Here is a 25,521-nt window from a genome sequence, read left to right as displayed (position 1 = left end):
GAGCCTAAATTCTCTAGCGACTGGAGGATCAAGAGGGAAAACCGCCATGCCCATCCCGGCCCTGTCCATCGGTGCGCTCACCAAGCGCACCGGCGTGAAAGTTCCGACCATCCGCTACTACGAGAGCATCGGCCTGCTGCCGGAGGCGCCGCGCACGGGCAGTAACCGCCGTACCTACGACGAGGCGTCGGTCCGCCGCCTGCGCTTCATCCGGCATGCCCGCGAGCTGGGCTTCGATGTGGAGGCGATCCGCCAGCTCCTGGCCCTGGCCGACGATCCGGACCGGCCCTGCCACGAAGCCGACCTGCTCGCCCGCAGCCACTTGGCCGAAATCGAGTCCAGGATCACCCGGCTGGAGGCCCTGCGCGACGAGGTGCGGCGGATGGTGGAGGGCTGCGCCCAGGGCGAGGTGCGCAGCTGCCATGTGATCGAGGTGCTGGCCGATCATGCCCACTGCCTGCATGAGCGGCACTGAGCCGGCTTTGAAGGAAATGCACCGGGACAAAGCGTCGCCGTATGCGACGGGCCCTATCCAAGCCCATCCCGCCCCCGGCGCTGATCGGGCACATCACGGCGGCGCTGCAGGGGGTGCTGCAGGGGAAATCACGCCGCCTTCAAACCACCTTCACGCAGGCGCCCACATGGGTGAAGGCGAAACGGGCGTCGATCGGAACATCGGGGAAGGGCAAGCCATGGCCCTCATGGGCGCTGTCATGCACGAGGCAGCAGCCCTCGATCAGCGGCCAGACGACGCTGCCGAGAAAGCGCTGGTCCTGCGGGCGCCCTCCGTCGGCGCGGGCAGCGGCACGCACCAGGGAGGGGGGAGCATCGGGGGCAGGACGCCCGCCAGCCCACCCACATGCCGGCCAGCATCGGGTCGGTGTGCATGATGTGGTCGCGCATCGCGTGAAAGGGCAGGCCGGACGCGATCCAGGCATCACGGCACAGGAAATGGCTGACGGTCGGATCGTCGGAAACCAGGAAGCACCAGAACAGCCTATGCAGCGGGCCGCTGTCGGGCTCCATGGCGACCGGTTCGGCCCCGGCGCCGGCCCAGACCGCCGAGCACGGAGACCGGCACCGAATCGTCGTGATGGATGCGGCAGGTCCAGTCCGGATAGAACTCCGCCGCAAGGTGGACATTCTCCAAAGCACCCCATCCACCCGGCATTGCAATCGGCCACCCCGGAATGGCTGCTGCTCCAAAGCCACACAAACCGGCAGCGCACCGCGATGGATTACCGCCTCTCCACCGCGAAGCAGCCATGGCCGGCGGCCTTCAGGGCGGCGCAGGCGGCGGCGGCGTTCGCGGCGGGGAGGCCGGTCAGCCGGGCCTTGTAAAGGCCGCCGGAGCGGACGGTTTCGGGGCTGGCGCCGGCGCCGAGCGCCCCCAGGCGCCGCGCGGTGTCGCCGGCGCTGCGCGCCGCGGCGGCACGGCTGGCGAAGGCGCCGACCTGGATGGACCAGGATCCGGCAACGGCCTCCGTGGGTTTGGCCAAGGGCTTCGCGGAAGGCACGGCGACGCTCACCGCCGTGCTGCGTTCGGCAACCGACGAACTCTTCCTGGTGATCACCAGATCCGGAGTGGCGGGCGCCGGCCTGGCCGGGCTGGTCGGGCGCTTGAAGCCGATGTCCAGCAGGTCGGCGACGCGGTCGTCGCGGGTGGCGGCGCTGTGGCCGCCCATCACCACGGCGATCAGCCGGCGGCCGTCCCGTACGGCCGAGGCGGCGAGGTTGAAGCCGGACGCGGCGATGTAGCCGGTCTTGATGCCGTCCATACCGGGATAGCGCGCCATCAGACGGTTGTGGCCGTAGACCGTCGTGCCCTGCCAGTCGAAGCTGCGGCGCTGGAAATAGGCGTAGTGGCCGGCGTGGCGGCGGATCAACGCGCGGGACAGGATCGCCATGTCGCGCGCCGTCGTCCGCTGCAGCCGGTCGGGCAGGCCGGACGCATTGCGGAACACCGTGCGGCGCATGCCGAGCGCACGGGCGCGCGCCGTCATCCTCTTGGCGAAGGCCGGCTCGCTGCCGCCGAGCGCCTCCGCCAGCACCACGGCGACGTCGTTGGCCGAGCGGGTGACCAGGGCCAGAACCGCCTGCTCCACCGTGATGGTGCTGCCGGGCGCCAGCCACAGCCGCGAGGGCGGCATCGAGGCGGCATGCTGCGACACCACCAGCCGCTGGTCCGGCCGCAGCGTGCCGCGGTCGAGCGCCTCGAAGGTCAGCATCAGCGTCATCATCTTGGTCAGCGACGCCGGATAGGTCAGGGTGTCGGCGTTGCGCGCCTGCAGGACCTTGCCGCTGTCCGCCTCCATCAGGATCTCCGCCGCGACCGGCGTCCAGCCGGCCTTGCGGCTGCCCTTGGCCCAGGCCGGCAGCGAAACCAGCAGGACCGCGGCCAGCAGGACCGCCAAGGCGGTCAGGAAGAGCAGCGTCGTCGACGCACGGGCGAGCAGAGGCATCGTCTCAGGTCCGGCGGTTGGCGCAGCCCCGCTACGGCACGGGCGCTGTCGGCTTTGTGGTTTCCCTATCGGGCGGAGAAGGACGGGTGAGGTTGGGTCATGCTGCGGCGGACGTCACCTCGCGGACAGCATGGAGCCGACCATGGCACGGAAGGCGTCGACCGCCACCGGCTTGACCAGCATCCGGATGTTGCGGCCCAAACCGTCTGCACCCTCGCCGGGCCGACCGTCCAGTGCCTGGAAGGCATAGCCGGTCAGGAACAGCACCCTCAGATCCGGGACGCGCGCCTGCGCCATCTCCGCCAGCTGGCGGCCGTTCAGGCCGGGCAGCCCGACATCGGTCACCAGAAGATCGACCCTTTCAGCGCCGGCCAGCCGGGCGAGCGCCTCGGTACCGTCGGCGGCCTCCAACGTGGTGTAGCCGTCGCCCTGCAGCACCTCCACCAGCAGCATGCGGACCAGTTCCTCGTCCTCCACCACCAGCACGGTGCCGCGGCCAATCCCCGGCGGCGGGGTGGGGAAATCGGCGGTTCCGGTTTCAGAAACGGAAGGGGGAGCGGCGCCATGATCGCGCGGCAACCAGAGATGCACCGCCGTGCCCCGGCCGACCGCGCTGTCGATGCGGACGAAGCCGCCGGACTGGCGGGCGAAGCCGTAGAGCTGGCTCAGCCCCAGGCCGGTGCCCTGGCCGATCGGCTTGGTAGTGAAGAAGGGTTCGAAGACGCGGGCCAGCACGTCCGGCGGCATGCCGGTCCCGCTGTCGCGCACGGACATGGCGACATAGTCGCCGGGCTCCACCCCAGGATCGTTGACAAGGTCGGCCTCGGTGAAGCCGGCGTTGGCGGTTTCCACCGTCACGGTCCCGCCCTCGGGCATGGCGTCGCGCGCGTTGATAACCAGGTTCAGCAGGGCGCTTTCGATCTGGCTCACGTCGACATGGACCGGCCACAGCGGCTCCCCCAGCCGGCGCTCCAGCCGGATCGCCTCGCCTACCGACCGGCCAAGCAGGTCCCACAGCCCCACCACCAGCGCGTTCAGGTCGGCGCGCTCCGGCTTCAGCGGCTGGCGCCGGGCGAAGGCCAGCAAGCGGCGGGTCAGGGTGGAGGCGCGATCCACCGCGGCGCGCGCGGTGGCGGCGAATGGCGCGATATCGGTGCGGCCGGCCTCCAGCCGCTGCTCGATCAGCTCCAAGCTGCTGCTGATCGCCTGCAGCAGGTTGTTGAAGTCGTGGGCGACGCCGCCGGTCAACTGGCCGACAGCCTCCATCTTCTGCGCCTGGGCCAGTGCCTCGCGCGCCTCGTCCAACGCCTGCTGGGCCTTGCGGCGTTCGGTAAGGTCGCGGGTGACCTTGGCGAAGCCCAGCAGCGTGCCGGTTTCGTCGCGGATGGCGCGGATTACCACGCCGGCCCAGAAGTGGGCGCCGTCCTTTCGCACGCGCCATCCCTCCGCCTCGAACCGGCCCTCGGTCAAGGCGGTGGCGAGTGCACGCTGCGGCACACCGGCGGCGCGGTCCTCGTCGGTGTAGAAGCTGGAGAAATGTCGGCCGATGATCTCGTCGGCGCTGTAGCCCTTGAAGCGCGCAGCCCCGGAATTCCAGCTGCTGACGATCCCATTCGGGTCAAGCAGATAGATCGCGTAATCGCCGACACTGTCGACCAGAAGCTGGAACCGCCGTTCGCCGGAGATGGGCTCCCAAGCGGATCTGGCGTGTTCGACTTTCATAACAACGGCTTTCCGGAACACGGGGGAGGACGGGACAAGACCTCCGATGATCCGCGGACGATGCCGGCAGGGTCAATAACCCAATGCGAATAATCGAGTATTATTCCGCCATATCACACGAAATATTCCAAAATGAGCGCCGGGAAGTCCTGTAGGAGATTTTCAATCGCCGGAAAGGGGCGGGGCGGCGCACCGCCCCGCATGGTCCCTTTGGCACGGGCCGGACCCAGGCTCAGCGCGGGGCCAGCACCATGACCATCATGCGGCCTTCGACCCGGGGCATCTGCTCGACCTTGGCGATGTCCTGGAGCTGGTCGCGCACGCGAACGAGCACGTTCAGACCGAGATCCTGGTGCGCCATCTCGCGACCGCGGAAGCGCATGGTCATCTTGACCTTGTCGCCTTCCTCGATGAAGCGAATGGCGGAGCGCATCTTCACGTCATAATCGTGATCGTCGATGTTCGGCCGAAGTTTGATTTCCTTCAGCTCGATGATCTTCTGCTTCTTCCGCGCCTCGTTGGCCTTCTTCTGCTCCTCGAAGCGGAACTTGCCGTAATCGAGGATCTTGCAGACGGGCGGATCCGCCTGGGGCGCCACTTCGACGAGGTCGAGGTCGGCATCCGCGGCGGCTTCCAGCGCTTGGCGGAGCGGCACCACGCCGACCATCTCGCCGTCGGCGCCGACGAGGCGGACCATACGGGCGGTGATTTCACGGTTGAGGCGCGGGCCTTCGCGGACGGGGTCCGCGTCGTAGAGCTTGGCTATGGTGATCTCCTGTGGTTGTGGAGGGGTAGAAAGGAGCGAGCCCGGGTCAAGAGGCTCAGCCCAGGATGTCGAGCACAATCTGCCGCAGTTCGCCCCGGGTCAAGCCGGACGGCTCGGGATTGGAGCGGAAATCCGACTTTTTGCCGTCAACTGCGGCGAATTGGCCGGCAGAGGAGTGGGTGGAGCGGCGGGTGGCGGCCAGATGGGCCGGCGCAAGCGCGGACTGGGCGGCAAAATGGCCGGTGGAATGGAAAGCGGTCGACAGGATCGGGGTCGTCATGAAAATCCTCCAGGCCGGATGGGCGGACCGATGGAAACGGGGCCGGCCGGCTCTTTGTGAGTGTGGCATCTTGAAACGGGAGCCATTGCGGCGGACACCGCCCGGCAAGGCTCCGATAAGCGGGACAGGCCCCGGAACGGGCATGCCCCCAAAAGACCGGCGTTCCCCGAGGAAAGCTCCCCCTCGATGAACCGGAGGGGGCAGGGAAGCGCACCGCGAATGCGGTGTCGGCCATGTTCCGAGATGGGGGCCGGGGCAGCCTTTTTCAAGTTGCTCCGCTCAACCCCTCCTTTTTGCTTCTCCGTCCGGCTGCGGGTCTCGAGGGCGGCGATGCGCTGGACGCCATCAAGCCGCTGCCGCATCTGGGCAAGGCGGCTTAACTTCCCGCCCCGCGCATCAGCCGCAGATAGTCGAGCACGCGGGCGGTGCGCCAGTCGGGGTCGGCCCAGCAGGCGGCTTCCCGCGCGCGGCGGCAAGCGGCGACCGCCTCCAGCCGGGGCTGGCCGGTCAGCGGGCGCAGGTCGGCGGGGATGGCGGCGAGACAGGCGGCGGCGAGTTCCGCGGGCGGGGCGGGGGCGGTCTCCAGCCAGCGTTGGGCGTCCTGGAAGCCGTCGCGGCACATCAGCGCGATCATGTAGTCGCAGGCCGATTGCAGGCCGGGCGCCAGCCGGCCGGGGCTGACCGACAGGATCGGCAGCAGGGGGGCCAGGGTCGGGGCCAGATGGTTGGCGTAGAGCGTCGCCCCCCAATAGCGCTCCGCCGTCTGCCGGAAATGATCGAGGTCGCGCACCGGTACCAGGCCGGAGGACTCGACGGGCAGGATCTCCACCTTCGGCTTGGTGACCACCACCGTGTCGTTCGACACGTCGACATAGAGCGCGCCGATCTGCAGCGCGTTCTGGAAATATTGCTCGCGCAGGACGCCCCAGACGCTCTGCAGCACGCCGCCCCCCTCGACGAAGGCGCGCAGCGCGCGTTCCACCGGGCCGGCCGGCTGGGCCAGACGCTGCGACAGGCGGGCGAAGAGGTCGCGGGTGATCTCCTCGCAGCGGCCATAGGGATAGGGCTTGCCGCCCGCCGGCGGCAGGCCGGCGAGCGCCCGGTCGCTCTCCCCGCGCAGGGCCATGAAGTAATCGTAGAGCGCCTCCGGGTCGCCGCCCAGATGGCGGGCGGTCAGCGCCGACTGGCGGCCGTCCACCGGAGCGATCTGCTGGGGAAGGAGGAGAGGGGGAGGGGGCGTCATGGCGGGCGGCATCCGTCGGTTCGAGGGAAACTGCCACCCTTCGCGGTGCCGATGCCAGGGTTTCCGGCCGAAGCATCCGCAGGACCGCCCCCCGGCCCCCATGCGGAACGGGGGGGCGGAACGGGGGGTTGCGCAAAGCCGTGGCGACCGTCACACATTCCGCTGCCGCAGGCGGGACAGCCGTCCGGGCAGCCAGCTCCTCCACATTCAAAGCGTCGATACGGAACGGCATGATGAGCACACCGGACACCGCGCCCGATATCCAGGCTTCCGACATCGGAGCCCTGGAAAGCGCCTATCGCAGCCGCAGCGCGCGGATCGCCGTGATCGGGCTCGGCTATGTCGGGCTGCCGCTGGCCCTGGCGCTGACGGGGGCGGGCTTCACGGTGGTCGGCTTCGACATCGACCCGGCGAAGACGGAGGCGCTGAACGATGGACGCTCCTACATCCGGCAGATCGGGAACGACCGGATCGCCCAGGCCGTGGCGACCGGGCGGTTCCGGGCGACGACCGACGCGGACACCTTCACGGCCTGCGATGCCGTGATCGTCTGCGTGCCGACGCCGCTGTCGCCGCAGCGCGAACCGGACCTGAGCTTCGTCGAGGCGTCCACCCGCCTGATCCGCGACCGGCTGCGGGCAGGACAGCTCGTGGTGCTGGAATCGACCACCTGGCCCGGCACCACCGACGAGGTGATGCGGCCGATCCTGGAGCAGACCGGGCTTGCCAGCGGCCGGGACTTCTTCCTGGCTTATTCGCCCGAGCGCGAGGATCCCGGCAACATCACCTTCACCACCAGCACCATCCCCAAGGTGGTCGGCGGCGACGACGAGGGCGCGCGGCGGCTGGCGGTGGCCCTCTACGAACAGGTGGTGCCGCAGGTGGTGGCGGTGTCCGGCACGCGGGCGGCCGAGGCGACCAAGCTGACCGAGAACATCTTCCGCTCGGTCAACATCGCCCTGGTGAACGAGTTGAAGATCGTCTTCGAGCCGATGGGCATCGACATCTGGGAGGTGATCGAGGCGGCGAAGACCAAGCCCTTCGGCTTCATGCCCTTCTATCCCGGCCCGGGGCTGGGCGGCCACTGCATCCCGATCGACCCCTTCTACCTGACCTGGAAGGCGCGCGAGTACCAGATCTCCACCCGCTTCATCGAGCTGGCGGGAGAGGTCAACACGATGATGCCGCGCCATGTGGTCGACCGCCTCGCCCTGGCGCTCGACCGCCGGTCCGGGATCGGGCTGAGCCGCGCGCGCATCCTGCTGGTCGGCATGGCCTACAAGAAGAACGTCGACGACAGCCGGGAATCGCCGGGCCTGCGGCTGATGGAGATGCTGCTGGAGCGCGGGGCGGCGGTCGAGTACCACGACCCCTTCATCCCGGTGCTGCCGGTCACCCGCGAACATGCGGCGCTCGCCGGCCGCGCCTCCATCGCCTGGGAGCCCGGGACGCTGGCGGGATTCGACGCGGCGGTGGTCGTGACCGACCATGACGGCATCGATTACCAGAGCCTCGCCGCCCATTGCCCGCTCGTGGTCGACACCCGCAACGCCATGCGCGCCGTGGAGGGCTTCGCCGACCGCATCGTGAAGGCCTGACGCCGGGGCGGGGAAGAGGCACCGGCCGGCATCTGGAACAGCGTGAAACAGGGGGCGGGATCCTGTTCCATCCGCCGCCCTGTCGGCGGCGGCGGCGGCGCATGGAACAGCATGGAACATGCCGCCGCGTCCCGTTCCATCCGCAGTCCCGATGGCGGATGAGGATGGAACAGCGTGAAACACACCCCACGCTTCCGTTCCACCCGCCGGCCGCGGCAGGGGAAGGGGAAGGACAGGCAGGCGGTCCCGGTGGAGGACGTCGAAGGCGGCGGGCATGGCGTCGGCTCCCTGAGACGCTGGATCCGACGCCATTTTATAGGAATTAGTTCCCGATAGGGGACATTAAGTCGATGGGGATGCGGCAGGGGTCCGGCCGGGTGGCCGGGCCCCTGCCGTGGACCGGGATCAGAGTTCCTCTTCGCCGCCGAAATCGCCCCAGCCGCTGTCCTCCACCGCCTGCTCGGCATGGTCGGTGGCGGCGGTGGCCGCATCGGTGGCCGCGGTGGCGGCCTCACCGGCCATGGCCTCGCCGCCGGAGAACATGCCGGAGAGCGCGCTGCCGATCAGCATGCCGCCGGCGACGCCGGCCGCGGTCTGCATGGCACCGGCCATGAAGCCGCCGCCGGCCCGCGGCTGCTGGGCGTAGCCGGCGACGCGCGGGTCGCCATAAGCCGGGGTGGCGGCCGGCGGGCGGCCCCAGGGCGACCCGGCCGGCATGGCGGGGGAGGGGGCAGCGGCAGCCGGGGCAGCAGCCGGATATGACGGCTGCGGGGCGGGCTTGCCGCTGCCGCCGAACAGGCTGCCGAACAGCCCGCCGCCGCCCGCCGGAGCGGCGGCGGGAGCGGCGGGACGCTCGCGCAGCTGACGCTCCAGCTCCTCGTTGCGGGACTGGCTGGCGGCGAGCGCCTGTTCCATCATCACGATGGCCTGCGCCATCAGATAGGGGGCTGCCGGCTGGCGGGCGATCCGGTCGCGGATCAGCCCCTCGGCCTCGGGATCACGCGGGCCGGATTGCGCCTCGGCCTGGTGCAGCTTGGCGAACAGGTCGTCGATGATCTGGCGTTCGGTGTGGTCCATGGCGATGCTGGTCCTCAAAGAGGGTTGCAAAAGGAAGAGAGCAGAAAGGCCCCTGGTTCGGTCACCCCTCGGCACCTGTCGGCTGGCAGGAACGCTGGCGCGGGCCTGCATCCGCAGAATGAGTGAAAGACGGGATTGGACCAGGGTAGGGGCGGGGAGTGCCGGGCTTCGGTGCGGGGCTGTCGGTCTTTCAGCAAAGGTAGTCCCTCCAAGTGCGCTGAACCTCCCCATAGCTAACGCCGGGGGTTCTGGGGGTGTCTGTGCCGGACCTCTCTGCGGCTCCCGCTTGCGCTACAGCATCCGCAGCCTCGGTCCAGCGACCCTCCCCCTGCAACGGACGATCCGCTCCGACGCCCCCCCTGTTGCCAGGGCGGACGTGGGGAAGGGCAAATCCCGCCCCGCTCGCAGATTGGTTGAAGCTCGACGCCGCCCGTTTCAGCAGCGGTTCCGCAGCCGCCCAATGCAACGCGCACTGGAATGCGTCGAGCCTGTCCTGTTCGACGAAGCGCGCCAGCCACGCCGAGTACAGATCGCGCTGCACCCGGCTGCCATCAGCAAGCACGTGCCACCGCTGCGACAGCGGCTTCTTCACGCACTCGCCCGTGTCGTGGCTGACCTGCGACAGCCGCGTCGTCCGCGTTGCAAACTCGACCACCGAAGCGCCGGCACTCGCAGCCTTGCGCTTCAGAATCGAGACGAACAGGGACGGCGCGCGACGCTTCACGCTCCGGCCGAAATTCCTCTGGAAGCTCCGGTAACTCACTTTCTCCGTCTTGATGGTGTTCCCCTGCGCCAGCACCCGGTTGGCGAGTTCGCCGTGGGCACGCTTTCGCTCCGCTGCCAGACACCGTTCCACCTCGGCCTTCTTGGCCGCCAGGACGCGGTAGCGGCGCGAGCGCACTGCGATGCGCGCACCCCGGCGGTACGTGCCGTCCGCATTGAAGGCGTCGGGGTTGGTGGCGCGGCGGGACCGGTCCATGGCGCGCTGGAGACGACGGATCACCCGGTCCATGTCGGCCACGCCTGGGCAGAACGGCTCCAGCGTGGCATCCGTGTCCGACACGGCGGCGATGGTGCTTGGCCCGAGGTCCAGGCCGACGATGCCAGCACCGACCGGCAGGCGCTCCTTACGCGGGGCAAGCCCCTCCTGCACCAGTTGGGCGTACCAGCGCGTCTTGCCGCGCACGCTACGTCGCAGGACGCGGACGTACTTGGTGCGGCACGACAGCGCTTGCCGCTGCCAGCCGTCGCGGTCGCAGGGATCGAGCTTGAGGGGCAGGGCGAGACCGTCCCACAGCATAATGGGCCGATCATCTTGCCAGCGCAAGCGGATCACCGCGTCGCCTTTGCCCTCGATCGAGTGCAGGCGGTTCTTGCCCTTGAAACGGGGGCGTCCCCGTTTGCCGAAGGCGTGCATCTGCACCGCCTTGAAGGCGCGCAAGGACGTGGTCTGCGTGTCGTGGCTGCCGAGGTGCTGGCCGATCCAGCAAGCGTCCCGGCACGCCTCGGCGTGCTTCTGGACCGATGCGGAGAAGAAGCCGAAACGCAGCATGGTCGCCTTGAACAACGCCGTGCGCTGCTTTCCTTTGAGCATGGCGCGGGCGGACTGCCAGTCTTTGGATTGGCGCATGAGGTCGAGGCGCCTCAACGCCTCGCCCAGGCAGGCATTGTAGATGTGGTGTGCCGCCTCAAAACGCACCGCCAATACACGCTCGTCCACCGCGTTGGTGCGCAGTAGAAACTCGGCGATGAAGGACGGGGTGGCGGCGCGCATGGGTTAGACATTCCTCTGTCTGTCAATGGTCTGCGTAATGACGGCAAGCGGCGCGGCGCCGCCGATGCAGGCGAAGTACAGGACTTGACGGCGTTGTTCTTCGAGCGATGCTCGCTTGTCGCTATTAGAAAGCGCCTCCCTAGCTAATGTCCCAGCGATTTCGCTTGCGGCGAAGCAGCGCTGCTCCCATGGACAAAGCCGCGGACTTGCATGCTGCCAAGGTCACGCCCGTCGGCGCAAGAGCAGGTGAAGAGATCCGACATCGCGACCACGTCTAAGTCGCCAGAGGGGCCCGGATCCAGGTGCTGAGCACGTGGCCCCGTCCCGCTTTCCTGTCAAGACGGCGCCCCCACAATTTGCGCACCGGAGGGGCCGGGCTTGGAGCGGGGCCTGGACCGGCGATTTCCCCCACCCTTAAGAGGGGCCATGGCAACATTGCAGGAAGCGCTGACCGCGGCGTTGGACCATCAGGAGGCCGGCCGCTTCGACAAAGCCGACATCCTGTATCGCCGTATCCTCGAGGCATCCCCCGGCCATCCCCATGCGCTTCACCTGTGGGGCATCCTGGCGGCGCTGACCGGACGGCCGGAGGAAGCCACAGGCCGGATCGGGCAGGCCATCGCCGCCGCTCCCGACATCGCCGATTTCCATGTCAATCTGGCGCGGGTCCAGGCCGCGCTGAACCGGCCAGACCAGGCCGCCCGCCATTACGCCCATGCCGCCGCCCTGCGGCCGGAGGAGGCGGAGACGCGCTTCCAACTGGCGGGGCTGCTCCAGGATCTGGGGCAGGCCGCGCGGGCGCGGAACGGCTTCCGCACGGTGCTGGTGCTGGACCCGGCCCATCCCGGGGCGCTGCTGCGGCTGGCGGCCACGGAACGGGGGCTCGGGCGGGCCGTGGCGGCCGCACGGATCGACCTGGCGCTCGCCCTCGGCGACCCCGTCCTGTGGAATGAGCTTGCCAACCGGCTGAAGGGGGGAAGGCGGCGGGGAGAGGCCCTTGCGCAGTCGGTGACCGGCTATGGCCGCGGGCTGGTCCTGCTGCCGGGCAACCCCGTGCTGCTGAACAACCGCGCCGACAGCTGGCTGAGGCTGGACAGGCTGGAAGCGGCGGAGGAGGACGCGCGGGCCGCGGTCGCCGCGGCCCCCGGCTTTGCCGCCGGCTGGAACACGCTGGGCTCCGTCCTGATGGCACAGGGGCGTGCCGGGGAGGCGGCGGGCGCCTACGAACAGGCGGCCGGCATCGACCCCGCCACCAATACCCAGGCCCGCTTCAACCGCTCCATCGCCCTGCTGACGCTCGGCCGGCTGGCGGAGGGGTGGGACGAGTATGAGCAGGGTTGGGCGGCATCCTCCGGCCGCTTACCACGGGTCGGCTTTCCCCAGCCGCTTTGGGACGGGAGGCCCTTGGCCGACGGCGCCCTGCTGGTGTGGGGCGAACAGGGGCTGGGTGACGAGGTGATGTTCGCCAGCCTGATCCCGCAGCTGGTCCGGGATCGCTTGCGGGTGGTGCTGGACTGCGACGCGCGGCTGGCCCCGCTGTTCGCCCGCGGCCTGCCGAACGTCACCGTGGTCGCGCGGACGGAACCGTTGTTGAGCGGCCGGCTGACCGCGCCGGACGTGGTCGCGCAAATCCCGGCCGGCAGCCTGCCGCGCCTCATGCGCCGGCGGATCGGGGATTTCGCCGGCCGCCAGCCTCCCTTCCTGAAGGCCGATCCCGGGCGGGTGGCGGAGCTGCGGCGGCGGATCGGGAACGGCCATGGACATCGGCTGGTCGGGCTTTCCTGGAGCAGCAAGAACGCCTCGGTCGGGCATCTGCGCTCCATCCCGGCTGGCCGGCGCGCTGGACGGTGGGGATGTCAAACTGGTCAGCCTGCAATATGGCGACGTCGCGGCGGAGGCCGCCGCCGCCGGCATCGCCGATCCGGGGTTGGATGCCTGGGGCGACATCGACGGGCTGGCGGCGCTGATCGCCGCCATGGATCTGGTGGTGTCGGTGGACAACTCGACCGTCCATCTCACCGGCGGGCTGGGATGTCCGGCCTGGGCGCTGCTTCCCCATGCCGCCGACTGGCGCTGGATGCAGGGGTGCGGCGACACGGTCTGGTATCCGTCGGTCTGGCTGTTCCGGCAGGAGGCGCCGGGCGATTAGGACGGCGTGCTGCGCAAGGCGCTTGCGGAGAGCTGAGGGGGCCGCCGCCGGAGGCACGATTTTGCCCCCGCCATTCGGCTTGCCTTTTGCCTTCAAAAGAACATATTGCGAACATCGGAACGGGAGAGGGAAGCCTCCACGGTGGATGACGCGCTGCTCGACAAGCTTGGGATTCTGGCCGACTCGGCGAAATACGACGCCTCCTGCGCCTCGTCGGGGGCCAAGCGCCGGACGGGCGGGCCGGACGGATTGGGCTCGACCACCGGGGCCGGCATCTGCCACGCCTATACGCCGGACGGGCGCTGCGTCTCGCTGCTCAAGATCCTGCTGACCAACTATTGCCTGTTCGACTGCGCCTACTGCATCAACCGCCGCTCCTCCAACGTGCGGCGCGCCCGCTTCAGCGTGGACGAGGTGGTTCGGCTGACGCTGGGCTTCTACAAGCGCAACTGCATCGAAGGACTGTTCCTGTCCTCCGGCATCGTCCGCTCGCCCGATTACACGATGGAGCAGCTGATGCTGGTGGCGCGCACGCTGCGGCGCGACCATGGCTTCGCCGGCTACATCCACCTGAAGACGATCCCGGAGGCCAGCCCCTGGCTGATCGAGCAGGCCGGGCTGTGGGCCGACCGGCTGTCGATCAACCTGGAACTCGCCTCCGACCGCAGCCTGAAGGAATTCGCGCCGGAGAAGGACGGCGGCGCGATCAAGGCGGTGATGGGGCAAATCGGCGAGCGCATCCTGGAGGCCAAGGAGGAGAAGCGCCGCTTCTCCCCCGCCGGCCAGAGCACCCAGATGATCGTCGGCGCCGACGCCTCCACCGACCTGTCGGTGCTGGAGACCAGCGACACGCTCTATCGCCGCTATGGGCTGCGCCGGGTCTATTATTCGGCCTTCAGCCCGATCCCGGAGGCAAGCTCCGCCCTGCCGGCCAAGCCGCCGCCGCTGCAGCGCGAGAACCGGCTGTACCAGGCCGACTGGCTGCTGCGCTATTACGGCTTCACGGTGGAGGAGATCGCCGCCGGCGGCGAGGGCGGGATGCTGGATCTGGGCATCGATCCCAAGCTGGCCTGGGCCCTGAAGAACCGCGGGCGCTTTCCGGTCGACGTCAACAGCGCCGACCGCGAGATGCTGCTGCGCGTGCCGGGGCTGGGGGCGCGGGCGGTCGACAAGATCGTCGAGGCGCGGCGCCACACCACCCTGCGGCTGGAGGATGTGGCCCGGCTGTCGTCCGGGCTGAAGCGGGCGCGCGCCTTCCTGATCGCCGCCGACCATCATCCGGGCGGGCTGACCGACCGCACCGACCTGCGGCAAAGGCTGGTGGCGCCGCCCAAGCAGCTCAGCCTGTTCTGAACATGCATCGCGTGGACCTGAAGGACGGCGCCGACCTCGACGGCTTCCGCCGCGCGCTGCGCGGGCTGGTCGCCGCGGGCGTGGAGCCCGATGACGTGGTTTGGAGCGGCGGGGCGGCGCCGTCGCTGTTCGGGGATGCGGCTCCGCTGCCGGCCGATGCGCCGCCGGTTCCGCTGCCCCGGCCGGTGGGGGCGCTGATCGGTACCGTGGTATGCCACCGCGATCCGGAACGCTACGCCCTGCTGCACCGGCTGGTCCGGCGGGTGGTGCGGGGGGAGCGCGACATCCTCGACCACCATGCCGACCCGCTGGTCCATCGGCTGGCGCTGCTCGACAAGGCGGTACGGCGCGACCTGCACAAAATGCACGCCTTCCTGCGCTTCCATGAGGTCCACGATCCCGATGGAGCCGAACGCTACGTCGCGTGGTTCGAGCCCGGCCATTTCATCGTCGAGGCCACCGCCCCCTTCTTCGTCGAGCGCTTCGAGAGCCTGGTCTGGACCATCCTGACGCCGGTGGGATCCCTGCAGTGGGACCGGCGCTCGCTGACCGTCGGGCCGGCGGCTTTGAGGCCGGAGGGGCTCGACCGCGACGACCGCTTCGCCGAGGGCTGGCAGCGCTATTACGAGAGCACCTTCAACCCGGCGCGGGTGAACCCCACCGCGATGCGGGCGGAGATGCCGCGGAAATACTGGGCCAACCTGCCGGAGGCGGCGGCGATCCCGGCGCTGATCCGCTCCGCCCCCGCGCGGGTCCAGGCGATGATCGAGGCCGAAGCCGCCGCCCCCCGCCGCCGCACCCCCGACAGGGCCGTCGCCGCCATGGCCCGGCAGGAGCCGGCGAGCCTCGCAGAACTGAACCGCATCATCCTGGCCGCGGATCCATTGGTGCCGGGAGCGACGAAGGCGGTGCTGGGCGAGGGGCCGGAGGGGGCCGCCATCGCCATCGTCGGCGAGCAGCCGGGCGACCAGGAGGACCTGGAGGGCCGTCCCTTCGTCGGTCCGGCCGGGCAGCTGCTGACACGCGCGCTGGAAGAGGCCGGCATCGAGCGCGGCGGCGCCTACCTGACCAACGCGGTGAAGCACTTCAAGTTCGCCGCCCGCGGCAAGCGCCGCCTGCACCAGTCGCCGACCGCCGGCGAGGTGAAGCATTACCGCTGGTGGCTGATGAAGGAGCTGGGCTTCGTCCGCCCGCGCCTGGTGGTGGCGCTGGGCGCCACCGCGGCACTCGCGCTCACCGGGCGCAGCGTCTCGGTGCTGCGGGAACGCGGGCCGATGCGGTTCTGCCGAACGGGATCGGAGGGGTGGGACGGCTTCGTCACCGTCCACCCCTCCTACCTGCTGCGCCTGCCGGCCGGTGACGGCGCGGAGCAGGCCTGCCGGGACTTCGTCGCCGACCTGCGGCAGGCGCGGGGAATGGTGGAAGGACCGGGGTGATGCGCCCTGCCGGCGTCAGTCCACGGTCCAGCGGCTCATCTGCGGGAAGGGGGGCAGGCCGTTGTTCCAGGCGGCGCCGACGATTCCGGAAAAGCCGGTGATCCCGGCCTGGGCCAGCATCACCGGGCCGAAATGGGTGCCGCTGTCCAGCCAGACATGGGTGGGATGGTCCCCCTCGTAAGGCTCGTGATAGTAGGAGCCGGGGAAGAACACGCAGGCCGGCGAATAGCCGAGATGCAACGCTGCGGCATAGGACCAGGCCTGCGCCATCAACTCCCCGCTTTCCGCCGCCCGCCGCAGATGGACGGCGGCGGGATCGCCGGCCTGCTCGGCCGCCGCGACCTGGGCCCGGGCGTCGCCCTGGAGATCCCTGTTCAGCCGCGGCCAGTATGCCCGCGGCACAACGGCGATGTGTCCCGCCTCGTGCAGCACGTCGCCCGACCCGACCAGCGTGTCGGGATCGACGTGGATCACCCCGGCATGGATATTGACGCCAGGCAGGAAGCCCTCCTTCGCCCCTTCGCCATACTCGACGCCGATGCCGATGCTGCGCAGGAAGCCGACCATAGGCTCCAGCGCCTCCACGTAATACATCCACCCTCTCCGATTGCATGATCTCCTGAAAAATCATCGCGAAACGGGAGGGAAGAGGCAATAGAATGCTTCATATGTGCGGCATCATGAGCATCTTCATCGCCGGGGAGCCGGAGCGGGGACGGCACGATCAAATCACCCCCCGGCGCCGCAGTTCCCCGATCACCTGGGCGAGCATCTCGTCGGTGCCGTGTTCGCCGCCCTTCAGCGTGATCTCCGGCGCTTCCGGCGGCTCATAGGCGCTGTCGATGCCGGTGAAGTGGGGAAGCTGGCCGGCACGGGCCTTCTTGTAGAGCCCCTTGGGGTCGCGGGCCTCGCAGACCTCCAGCGGCGTGTCCATGAAGATCTCCAGGAACTCGCCGTCCTCCACCAGGGAGCGGGCCATGCGGCGCTCCTCGCGGAAGGGGGAGATGAAGCTGACCAGCACGATCAGCCCTGCCTCCACCATCAGCTTCGACACCTCGGCGACGCGGCGGATGTTCTCCACCCGGTCCTCGTCGGTGAAGCCCAGATCCTTGTTCAGGCCGTGGCGGACATTGTCGCCGTCCAGGATCATGGTGCGGCGGCCCTGCCGGTGCAGTTCCTGCTCCAACCGGTCGGCGACGCTGGACTTGCCGGAGCCGGACAGGCCGGTGAACCACAGCACGCAGGGCTTCTGCAAGTCCCCCGCCCGCGCCGCCTTGTCCACCTTCGAGGCGTGGCGGTGGATGTTGGAGGCCCGGCGCAGGGGAAAGCGGATCATGCCGCAGCCGGCGGTGGCGTTGGTCAGCCGGTCGATCAGGATGAAGCTGCCGGTCTCGCGGCTGTCGGCATAGGCGTCGAACGGGATCGGCCGGTCGAGCGCCAGATTGCAGAAGCCGACGTCGTTCAGGTCCAGATGCTTGGCGGCGGCATGCTCCTGGGTGTTGACGTTGATGGCGTGCTTCAGCTCGGTCACCTGGGCGCCGACCGTCGCCGTGCCGGCCCGCAGCAGATAGGAGCGGCCGGGCAGCAGCGGTTGCTCGTCCATCCACACCACATGGGCCGCGAACTGGTCGGCGACCTCCGGCCGGCCGGCGGCGGCGGCGATCATGTCGCCGCAGCTGGCGTCGACCTCGTCGGCCAGCACCAGGGTGACGGCCTGGCCGGGCACCGCCACCTCCAGCTCGCCGTCCATGGTGACGATGCGGGACACCCGGCTGGTCCGCCCGCCGGGCAGGATGGCGACGGCATCGCCCGGGCGCAGCGGGCCGCCGGCAACCGTGCCGCAGAAGCCGCGGAAATCCTGGTGGGGTCGGTTCACCCACTGCACCGCCATGCGGAAGGCGCCGAGCGTCTCTTGCGCCGCGGCGTCCACGCTCTCCAGATGGCCGAGCAGGGTCGGGCCGCCGTACCAGCCCATGGAATTGGATGGCTTGGTGACGTTGTCGCCGGTCAGTGCCGAGACCGGGATGCAGGTGACGCCGGCGATGCCGATGCGCTGGGCGAACACGCGGTAGTCGGCGGCGATGCGCTCGAAGGTCTCGCGGTCCCAGCCGACGGCGTCCATCTTGTTGACCGCCAGCACGACATGGCGCACGCCCAGCAGCGAGACGATGGTGCTGTGGCGCCGGGTCTGGGTCAGCACGCCCTTGCGCGCGTCGACCAGCAGTACCGCGGCATCCGCGGTCGAGGCGCCGGTGACCATGTTGCGGGTGTACTGCTCGTGGCCGGGCGTGTCGGCGACGATGAACTTGCGCCGTTCGGTGGTGAAGAAGCGGTGGGCGACGTCGATGGTGATGCCCTGCTCGCGCTCCGCCGCCAGCCCGTCGACCAGCAGCGCCAGATCGAGCTGGCCGGCGCCGGTGGTGCCGAAGCGGCCGGAGTCCGTTTCCAGCCCGGCCAGCTGGTCCTCGAACAGGCAGTGGCAGTCGTAGAGCAGCCGGCCGATCAGCGTCGACTTGCCGTCGTCCACCGACCCGCAGGTGATGAAGCGCAGCAGATCCTTGCCGTCGTGGCGGGCCAGATACGCCTGCACGTCCATGGGAGCATCGGGAGGGGCAGGGAGGTCGGGATCCTTCGGCATCAGAAGTAGCCTTCCTGCTTCTTCGCTTCCATCGAGGCGGCGGCGTCCTGGTCGATCACCCGGCCCTGCCGTTCCGAACTGGTGGACAGCAGCATCTCGCGGATGATCTCGGGCAGGGTGGCGGCGGTGCTGCGCACGGCTCCGGTCAGCGGGTAGCAGCCGAGCGTGCGGAAGCGCACCCAGGCCATCTCCGGCGTCTCGCCGGGCCTGAGCGGCAGCCGGTCGTCATCGACCATGATGAGGGTGCCGTCGCGCTCCACCACCGGGCGGGGCTTGGCGAAATAGAGCGGCACCACCGGGATGCCCTCCTGCTGGATATAGTGCCAGATGTCCAGCTCGGTCCAGTTCGACAGCGGGAAGACGCGGATGCTCTCGCCCTTGCCGATGCGCCCGTTGTAGAGGTTCCACAGCTCCGGCCGCTGGTTCTTCGGCTCCCAGCGGTGGGTGGCCGTGCGGAAGGAGAAGATGCGCTCCTTGGCCCGGCTCTTCTCCTCGTCGCGCCGCGCCCCGCCGAAGGCGGCGTCGAATCCGTGGGCATCGAGCGCCTGTTTCAGCGCTTGCGTCTTCATCACGTCGGTGTGGACGGCCGAACCGTGGCTGACCGGGCCGATGCCCCGGCGGACCCCCTCCTGGTTGACGTGAACGAGCAGGTCGAGCCCGAGATCCCGCACCATGCGGTCGCGGAAGGCGATCATCTCCCGGAATTTCCAGGTGGTGTCGACATGCAGCAGCGGGAAGGGCGGCCTGGACGGGTGGAAGGCCTTCATCGCCAGATGCAGCAGCACCGAGCTGTCCTTGCCCACCGAATAGAGCATGACCGGCTTGCGGAACTGGGCCGCCACCTCGCGCATGATGTGGATGCTCTCCGCCTCCAGCCGCTGGAGATGGGAGAGGGGGGAGGGAATGATCTGCACGGGCGCCAGGCTCTCCGTTAGGGACGGGACGGGGCGGGGGGCGGGAACACCACTCACCATATGGATGAAAGTCTTTATAAGACGTAACGCTTGCTGATTGTGGAGCGGGACTTTCGCTTGAACGGTGCCGGAGCGGGGGTTATGGTCGGCCGGCCGCAGACGGGGAATACTTAAAATTGCTCAGCTCTCAGTCGGGAAACCCTAAGGTGGCGGGTTTCGGCGCCGGTCCCTTTGCCCTTTTCCAGGCCGCCTGGCACCACAAGTCGCTGATCATGCGGCTCGCCCGGCGGGAGATCGACGCCCGGTACCGCGGGTCCGTGCTGGGCATCGTCTGGGCGGTGCTGAACCCGATCCTGATGCTGGCGGTCTACACCTTCGTCTTCTCGGTGGTGTTCCAGGCGCGCTGGGGGGCAACGGGGGGGAGCAACACCGAATTCGCCCTGCTGCTGTTCTCCGGCCTGATCCTGTTCAACGTACTGGGCGAATGCCTGAACCGGGCGCCCGGGCTCCTGCTGGAGAATGTCAGCTACATCAAGAAGGTGGTCTTCCCGCTGGAGATCCTGCCGCTGGTGTCGCTGGCGGTAGCATTGTTCAACGCCGGCATCGGCTTCGTCATCCTGCTGGTCTTCCATCTGCTGGTGGCCGGGCTGCCGCCGCCGACGGCGCTTCTGCTGCCGCTGGTGCTGGTGCCGCTCTGCCTGACTACGCTGGGCTTGAGCTGGTTCTTCGCCGCGGCCGGGGTGTTCCTGCGCGACATCCGGCAGGTGGTCGGGGTCGGCGTCACCGTGCTGATGTTCCTCAGCCCGATCTTCTACCCGATGACCGCGATCCCGGAGCGCTTCCGCGCCATCCTGCACCTGAACCCGATGACCGCGATCCTGGAACAATCCAAGGATCTGCTGTTCTGGGGCAACATCCCGTCGCCGGTCGACTGGGGGCTGGCGACGCTGGGCTCCTGGGTGGTGGCCTGGCTCGGCTATCTCTGGTTCATGAAGACCCGCCGGGGGTTCGCCGATGTCGTCTGAGACCGATACCCCTGTCGTCATCTGCGCCGAGGGGCTGGGCAAGGCCTACGCCATCTTCAAGCGCCCGCAGGACCGGCTGAAGCAGATGCTGGTGCGCGGCCGGCGCAAATATTACGACGAGTACTGGGCGCTGCGCGGCGTCGACCTGGAGGTCCGCCGCGGCGAGACGGTCGGGTTGATCGGCCGCAACGGCTCGGGCAAGTCGACCTTCCTTCAACTGCTGTGCGGCACGCTGACGCCGACCTCCGGCCGCATCACGGTGGACGGCCGCATCGCGGCGCTGCTGGAGCTGGGCGCCGGCTTCAACCCGGAGTTCAGCGGGCGCGAGAACGTCTATCTCGCCGCCTCGGTGCTCGGACTGTCGAACGAGCAGATCGCCGAGCGCTACCAGTCCATCGCCGAGTTCGCCGGCATCGGCGACTTCATCGAGCAGCCGGTGAAGCTCTATTCCAGCGGCATGTACGCCCGCCTCGCCTTCGCGGTGGCGGCCCATGTCGATGCCGACGTCATGATCGTCGACGAGATCCTGGCGGTCGGCGACGCGTCCTTCACCCAGAAATGCATGCGCTTCATCCACCGCTTCAAGGAGCGCGGCACCCTGTTCTTCGTCTCGCACGACACCGGACAGGTGGTGAACCTGTGCGACCGGGTGGTGTGGCTGGACAACGGCTCGGTGCGGGCGATCGGCCCGGCCAAGGAGGTCTGCCACGACTATCTGGCCGCGCTCTACAGCGACCAGGACACCTCGCGCGGCTTCCGCATCGGCGGCGCCCGCCAGGCGCTGCCCCAGACCAGGCGCGAGGAGCCGGTGGAGGACGCCCGCGCCGAACTGCTGAAATCCTCCCAGCACCGCAACACCATCGAGCTGTTCGACTTCAACGACAGCGGCCCCTGGTTCGGCAACCGCGGCGCCACCATCACCGGCGTCTCGATCCTCGATGCGGAGGAACAGCCGCTCGCCGTGCTGGAAGGCGGCGAGGTGATCGTCCTGAAGGTCGATTGCCGGGCCGAGCAGGAGGTCCACCGCCCCATCATCGGCTTCTACGTCAAGGACAAGCTGGGCCAGAACCTGTTCGGCGACAACACCTTCCTGACCTACCAGCTCGCCCCCGTCACGGTGCCGGCCGGCCAGGACTTCGCCGCCCGCTTCCGCTTCCAGATGCCCTATCTGCCCAGCGGCGACTTCTCCATCACCGTGGCGCTCGCCGAGGGCACGCAGAACGACCATGTCCAGCATCACTGGGTCGAGGACGCACTGATCTTCAAGGTCCACGCCAGCCATGTCGTGCGCGGGCTGGTCGGCATGCCGATGCTGGCGATCACGCTGGAGGCGGAGGGGGCCTCCGCTCCCCGCTCCACCCCTGCGACAAAATAGAGCCCGCCTTCCGGCAAGCGCCCCGGCCCTCCAACAAGCCCGGAGTGAGGCAGGAAAACCGCACCGATGGCTATTGTGAAGCCCCGCCGGACGGCCCGGGGTCAGCGGCTTGCATTCCGCCGGGGTGTCAGCGTATGTGTGTCGGCGGCTGTGACAGGGCAGTCCGGCGCTCTGCAGTCCGGAAGCCCAGGCTTCCGGACAGGATCGAAGCAGCAGCCGGAAGCCCGGAACGGTCCCGGTGCGGAGGCAGGCAAGACAAGAGGCGACAGGTGGATTCGTTTTTGCAGGACGCAGGTTCCGATACTCTCCGTCGTCTCTGCCGGCCGATCAGCTTCCTTACCCCGGATCTCATCGTCGCCCCGTCGTCCTGGCTCGGCCACACGCCCTTCGCGCTGTGGATCACCGAGGCGCTGCGCCCGCGGGTCCTCGTCGAGCTGGGAACCCACACCGGCAACTCCTATTCGACCTTCTGCCAGGCAGTGAAGCAGCTCGGCACCGGCACCGCCTGCTTCGCGGTGGACACCTGGCAGGGCGACCCGCAGGCCGGCTATTACGGCGACGAGGTCTACCAGACGCTCGCCGACTTCCACGATCCGCGCTACGCCGCCTTCTCCCGCATGATGCGGATGACCTTCGACGAGGCGGTCGTCCATTTCGCAAATTCCAGCATCGACCTGCTGCACATCGACGGGCTGCACACCTACGAGGCGGTGCGCCACGATTTCGAGACCTGGCTGCCGAAGATGAGCGGCCGCGGCGTCGTGCTGTTCCACGACATCAACGTCCGCAAGGGCGATTTCGGCGTCTGGAAGCTGTGGGAGGAGCTGACTGCCCGCTACCCGGCCTTCGGCTTCCTGCATTCCAACGGGCTGGGCGTGCTGGCGGTCGGCGACGATCTTCCGGAGGAGGTCCGCTGGCTGTTCGAGGGCGGCCGGGACGGCCAGACCGCCCAGCAGATCCGCGCCTTCTTCGACCGGCTGGGCAGCGGCGTCATCGAGACCCAGCAGGCCCAGGAACGTGCGCGGCGCATCCTGGATCTCGAACAGGACATCGCCGGCCTGCATCAGGCCGTCCGCGACCGGGTCGAGGAGATTCGCGGGCTGATGACCACGGTGGCCGACCGCGACGGGTCGATCGCCACGCTGCAGGGCTGGGTCGCCGACCGTGACGCCCACATCATCGAACTGGGCGGCAAGATCGGGCAGCTGAACGGACGGATCGCCGCGCTGCAGGAAGAAGGCGACGCACTGCGCCGCAGCCTGGAGGAGGCCCGTGCCGAGGCCGCGCATCTGCACGCCGCCAACGACGAGTTGCATGGGGTGGTGCGCGCCCGCGACCATCACATCCACTCCCTGGTCAATTCCACCTCCTGGAAGGTCTCGGCCCCGGTACGCAAGCTCGGCCGGCTGACGACCGAGCTGCGCCGATTCCACCGCTCGCGCCGCCACGCCGTCACGCTGGAGCCGCTGCACGACGTCGCCCGGCTGGAGGACGGCCGCTTCGAGACGCTGGGGGTCGACCCCGCCTTCCGGCTGGTCTCCGGCCAGGGCCGTTGCCCGGCCGGCTGGTGCATCATCCGCTACCGCGTCGCCGACGCCACGGTGCCGCTGGCCCCGATGCTCTACATCGACTGCGGCGCCGGCTTCGGCGAGGGGGGCATGCTGCGCCTGCCGCCGGTGGTCGATGGCGAGGCGGAGGCCCTGGTGCTGCTGCCCTACGAGACCAAGGCCCTGCGGCTCGACCCGACCGACCGGCCGGCGCGCTTCCGACTGGAGGATGTGACGATCGAGGAGATCGGCAAGCTCCAGGTGCTGCAGCGGGCGCTGAAGACCTATCAGGGCCAGGCCTTCCGCGGGCTGACCTACCTGCGCCAGCACGGTCTGGCGGCGACCAAGCACAAGCTGCTGCAGGATCTGCAGCCGAACACGCTGGTCACCGATTACGAGAGCTGGATCCGGCTCTACGACACGCTGACCCCCTTCGACCGCCAGTCGATCGCCGAGGCCATCGGCCGGATGGCGCGGCGGCCGCTGATTTCCGTCGCCATGCCGGTCTACAACACGCCGGAACCCTATCTGCGCCGCGCGCTGGACACGGTGCTGGCCCAGCTCTACCCGCATTGGGAACTGTGCATCGCCGACGACGCCTCCACCGCCCCGCATGTGGCGGCGGTCTTGGCGGAATACGCCGCGCGCGATCCCCGCATCAAGACGGTGCGGCGCGAGGCGAACGGGCACATCTCGGCGGCCAGCAACAGCGCGCTGGAATTGGCGTCGGGCGAGTTCGTCGCCCTGATGGACCATGACGACGAGCTGCCGCCGCATGCGCTCTACATGGTGGCGGAGGAGATCGACCGGCACCCGGACGCCGACGTCATCTATTCCGACGAGGACAAGATCGACGAGAACGGCCGGCGCTACGACCCCTATTTCAAGACCGACTGGAACCCCGACCTGTTCCACGGCCAGAACATGGTCAGCCATCTGGGCGTGTTCCGCCGCAGCCTGCTGGTGGAGATCGGCGGCTTCCGCGTCGGCTACGAGGGCAGCCAGGATTACGATCTGGTGCTGCGCGCGGAGGAGAAGACCACGGCGCCGCGCATCCGTCACATCCCGATGATCCTCTATCACTGGCGGGTGTTCTCCTCCTCCTCCTCCTTCTCGACCGTGGCGCTGCCGACCGCCACCGACGCGGCGCGCCGGGCACTGCAGGACCATTTCCAGCGCACCGGCCAGCCGGTGCGGGTGGAGCCGGCGCCGGGGGCGGAATGGTACACCCGCACCGTCTATCCGGTGCCGGAGCCGGCGCCGCTGGTTTCGCTGCTGGTGCCGACCCGCGACAAGGTCGACCTGCTCCGCCAGTGCGTCGAAGGACTGCTGACCGAAACCGACTATCCCAACCTGGAAGTCATCGTCCTCGACAACAACAGCGAGGAGAAGGAGACGCTCGACTATTTCGCCTCGCTGCAGGGGCGGGAGCGGGTGCGGGTCCTGCGCTATGACGGGCCCTTCAACTTCTCCGCCATCAACAACTTCGGCGTGCGCGCGGCGCAGGGCGAACTGATCGGCCTGATCAACAACGACATCAAGGTGATCCATCCGGACTGGCTGACCGAGATGGTCGCCCACGCCCTGCGGCCGGAGGTGGGGGCGGTCGGCGCCAAGCTCTATTACGGCGACGACACCATCCAGCATGCCGGCGTCATCACCGGCATCAACGGGGTGGCCAACCACATCCACAAGCATTTCGCCCGCGAGCATCCCGGCCATTTCGCCCGGCTGATGTTGGCGCAGAACATGTCCTGCGTCACCGCCGCCTGCATGGTCATGCGCAAGGCGGTGTTCGACGAGGTCGGCGGGCTGAACGAGGAGCATCTGGCCGTCGCCTTCAACGACGTCGATCTCTGCCTCAAAATCCGCGACGCCGGCTATTTCCTGGTGTGGACGCCGCATGCCGAGCTGTACCACCTGGAATCGGCCTCGCGCGGGTCGGACATGGCGCCCGACAAGATCGCCCGCTTCAGGCGCGAGATCGCCTACATGCAGAAACGCTGGGGCCGGTCGCTGATCGAGGATCCCTTCTACAACCCGAACCTGACCCTGGATGCGTCCGACTTCGGTCTGTCCTTCCCGCCGCGCACGGTCAGGCCCTGGCTGCGCAAGGAGCAGCCGGCGGCCCGCAAAGAGCTTCAGAAGGAAAGCATCTGAGC

The 25,521-nt window shown here is 68.9% G+C and carries 19 protein-coding genes; 8 read left to right on the top strand and 11 right to left on the bottom strand.

Going from position 1 to position 25,521, the window contains the following annotated elements; all coding sequences use genetic code 11:
* Nucleotides 1–46 precede the first annotated feature (46 nt).
* Complete coding sequence (locus AL072_RS32520; protein WP_200909998.1) at nt 47–475, top strand: MerR family transcriptional regulator; 429 nt, start codon at nt 47–49, stop codon at nt 473–475.
* 139 nt (nt 476–614) lie between these two features.
* On the opposite strand, the gene AL072_RS32515 is transcribed toward AL072_RS32520, so the two are convergent.
* From AL072_RS32515 to AL072_RS32490, 6 genes are all read right to left on the bottom strand, one after another.
* Nucleotides 615–812, bottom strand: a complete 198-nt coding sequence (locus AL072_RS32515; protein ID WP_045585373.1) for a hypothetical protein — start codon at nt 810–812, stop codon at nt 615–617.
* 426 nt (nt 813–1,238) lie between these two features.
* Nucleotides 1,239–2,462 (bottom strand): D-alanyl-D-alanine carboxypeptidase family protein, encoded by a 1,224-nt coding sequence (locus AL072_RS32510; RefSeq protein WP_045585372.1) that lies wholly within the window; start codon nt 2,460–2,462, stop codon nt 1,239–1,241.
* Nucleotides 2,463–2,576: 114 nt separating this feature from the next.
* Nucleotides 2,577–4,184 (bottom strand): PAS domain-containing sensor histidine kinase, encoded by a 1,608-nt coding sequence (locus AL072_RS32505; protein ID WP_052710379.1) that lies wholly within the window; start codon nt 4,182–4,184, stop codon nt 2,577–2,579.
* A gap of 232 nt (nt 4,185–4,416) precedes the next feature.
* Nucleotides 4,417–4,950: a translation initiation factor IF-3 gene (infC, locus tag AL072_RS32500; protein ID WP_081506050.1), complete on the bottom strand. Its 534-nt coding sequence runs from the start codon at nt 4,948–4,950 to the stop codon at nt 4,417–4,419.
* 55 nt (nt 4,951–5,005) lie between these two features.
* The gene (locus AL072_RS32495; protein WP_045585371.1) at nt 5,006–5,230 is read right to left on the bottom strand and encodes a hypothetical protein; all 225 of its coding nucleotides are present in this window, start codon (nt 5,228–5,230) and stop codon (nt 5,006–5,008) included.
* 376 nt (nt 5,231–5,606) lie between these two features.
* Nucleotides 5,607–6,473, bottom strand: coding sequence for a hypothetical protein (locus AL072_RS32490; RefSeq protein WP_045585520.1), 867 nt, complete (start codon nt 6,471–6,473; stop codon nt 5,607–5,609).
* Nucleotides 6,474–6,703: 230 nt separating this feature from the next.
* Here AL072_RS32490 and AL072_RS32485 point away from each other — a divergent pair, with 230 nt between their 5' ends.
* The gene (locus AL072_RS32485; protein ID WP_245637096.1) at nt 6,704–8,071 is read left to right on the top strand and encodes a nucleotide sugar dehydrogenase; all 1,368 of its coding nucleotides are present in this window, start codon (nt 6,704–6,706) and stop codon (nt 8,069–8,071) included.
* A gap of 405 nt (nt 8,072–8,476) precedes the next feature.
* Here AL072_RS32485 and AL072_RS32480 read toward each other — a convergent pair whose 3' ends face one another.
* Both AL072_RS32480 and AL072_RS32475 read right to left on the bottom strand, forming a co-directional pair.
* Nucleotides 8,477–9,148, bottom strand: coding sequence for a DUF2076 domain-containing protein (locus AL072_RS32480; RefSeq protein ID WP_045585370.1), 672 nt, complete (start codon nt 9,146–9,148; stop codon nt 8,477–8,479).
* Nucleotides 9,149–9,338: 190 nt separating this feature from the next.
* Nucleotides 9,339–10,922, bottom strand: a complete 1,584-nt coding sequence (locus AL072_RS32475; RefSeq protein ID WP_045585369.1) for a transposase — start codon at nt 10,920–10,922, stop codon at nt 9,339–9,341.
* 426 nt (nt 10,923–11,348) lie between these two features.
* Between AL072_RS32475 and AL072_RS34740 the strand changes: the two genes are divergently transcribed.
* The 3 genes from AL072_RS34740 to AL072_RS32450 are packed head-to-tail and all read left to right on the top strand — an operon-like array spanning nt 11,349 to nt 15,860.
* Nucleotides 11,349–13,220: a tetratricopeptide repeat protein gene (locus tag AL072_RS34740; protein ID WP_144428459.1), complete on the top strand. Its 1,872-nt coding sequence runs from the start codon at nt 11,349–11,351 to the stop codon at nt 13,218–13,220.
* Nucleotides 13,213–14,424: a putative DNA modification/repair radical SAM protein gene (locus AL072_RS32455; protein ID WP_045585365.1), complete on the top strand. Its 1,212-nt coding sequence runs from the start codon at nt 13,213–13,215 to the stop codon at nt 14,422–14,424. Before AL072_RS34740 ends, AL072_RS32455 begins: the two co-directional genes overlap by 8 nt.
* A gap of 11 nt (nt 14,425–14,435) precedes the next feature.
* Nucleotides 14,436–15,860 (top strand): UdgX family uracil-DNA binding protein, encoded by a 1,425-nt coding sequence (locus AL072_RS32450; RefSeq protein WP_425388626.1) that lies wholly within the window; start codon nt 14,436–14,438, stop codon nt 15,858–15,860.
* 15 nt (nt 15,861–15,875) lie between these two features.
* Here AL072_RS32450 and AL072_RS32445 read toward each other — a convergent pair whose 3' ends face one another.
* The 3 genes from AL072_RS32445 to cysD form a co-directional block, all read right to left on the bottom strand.
* The gene (locus AL072_RS32445) at nt 15,876–16,454 is read right to left on the bottom strand and encodes a hypothetical protein (protein ID WP_052710378.1); all 579 of its coding nucleotides are present in this window, start codon (nt 16,452–16,454) and stop codon (nt 15,876–15,878) included.
* A 130-nt stretch (nt 16,455–16,584) separates the two neighbouring features.
* Nucleotides 16,585–18,498 carry a sulfate adenylyltransferase subunit CysN gene (gene cysN / locus AL072_RS32440; protein WP_045585363.1) on the bottom strand — a complete coding sequence of 638 codons (1,914 nt, stop codon included), beginning with the start codon at nt 18,496–18,498 and terminating at the stop codon, nt 16,585–16,587.
* Nucleotides 18,498–19,349, bottom strand: a complete 852-nt coding sequence (cysD, locus tag AL072_RS32435; RefSeq protein ID WP_045585517.1) for a sulfate adenylyltransferase subunit CysD — start codon at nt 19,347–19,349, stop codon at nt 18,498–18,500. Before cysD ends, cysN begins: the two co-directional genes overlap by 1 nt.
* A 269-nt stretch (nt 19,350–19,618) precedes the next feature.
* On the opposite strand from cysD, the gene AL072_RS32430 reads away from it, so the two are divergent.
* The 3 genes from AL072_RS32430 to AL072_RS33135 all read left to right on the top strand — a co-directional run bounded on the left by AL072_RS32430 (nt 19,619) and on the right by AL072_RS33135 (nt 25,519).
* Nucleotides 19,619–20,437, top strand: a complete 819-nt coding sequence (locus AL072_RS32430) for an ABC transporter permease (protein ID WP_045585362.1) — start codon at nt 19,619–19,621, stop codon at nt 20,435–20,437.
* Nucleotides 20,427–21,812, top strand: a complete 1,386-nt coding sequence (locus tag AL072_RS32425; RefSeq protein WP_045585361.1) for an ABC transporter ATP-binding protein — start codon at nt 20,427–20,429, stop codon at nt 21,810–21,812. Before AL072_RS32430 ends, AL072_RS32425 begins: the two co-directional genes overlap by 11 nt.
* Nucleotides 21,813–22,081: 269 nt before the next feature.
* Complete coding sequence (locus AL072_RS33135; RefSeq protein WP_245637095.1) at nt 22,082–25,519, top strand: glycosyltransferase; 3,438 nt, start codon at nt 22,082–22,084, stop codon at nt 25,517–25,519.
* The last annotated feature ends 2 nt before the right edge of the window (nt 25,520–25,521 follow it).

Source organism: Azospirillum thiophilum (assembly GCF_001305595.1).
Taxonomy (GTDB): domain Bacteria; phylum Pseudomonadota; class Alphaproteobacteria; order Azospirillales; family Azospirillaceae; genus Azospirillum; species Azospirillum thiophilum.
The sequence above is the reverse complement of the archived record's forward strand: the minus strand, read 5'-3'. Positions and strand labels throughout refer to the sequence as shown.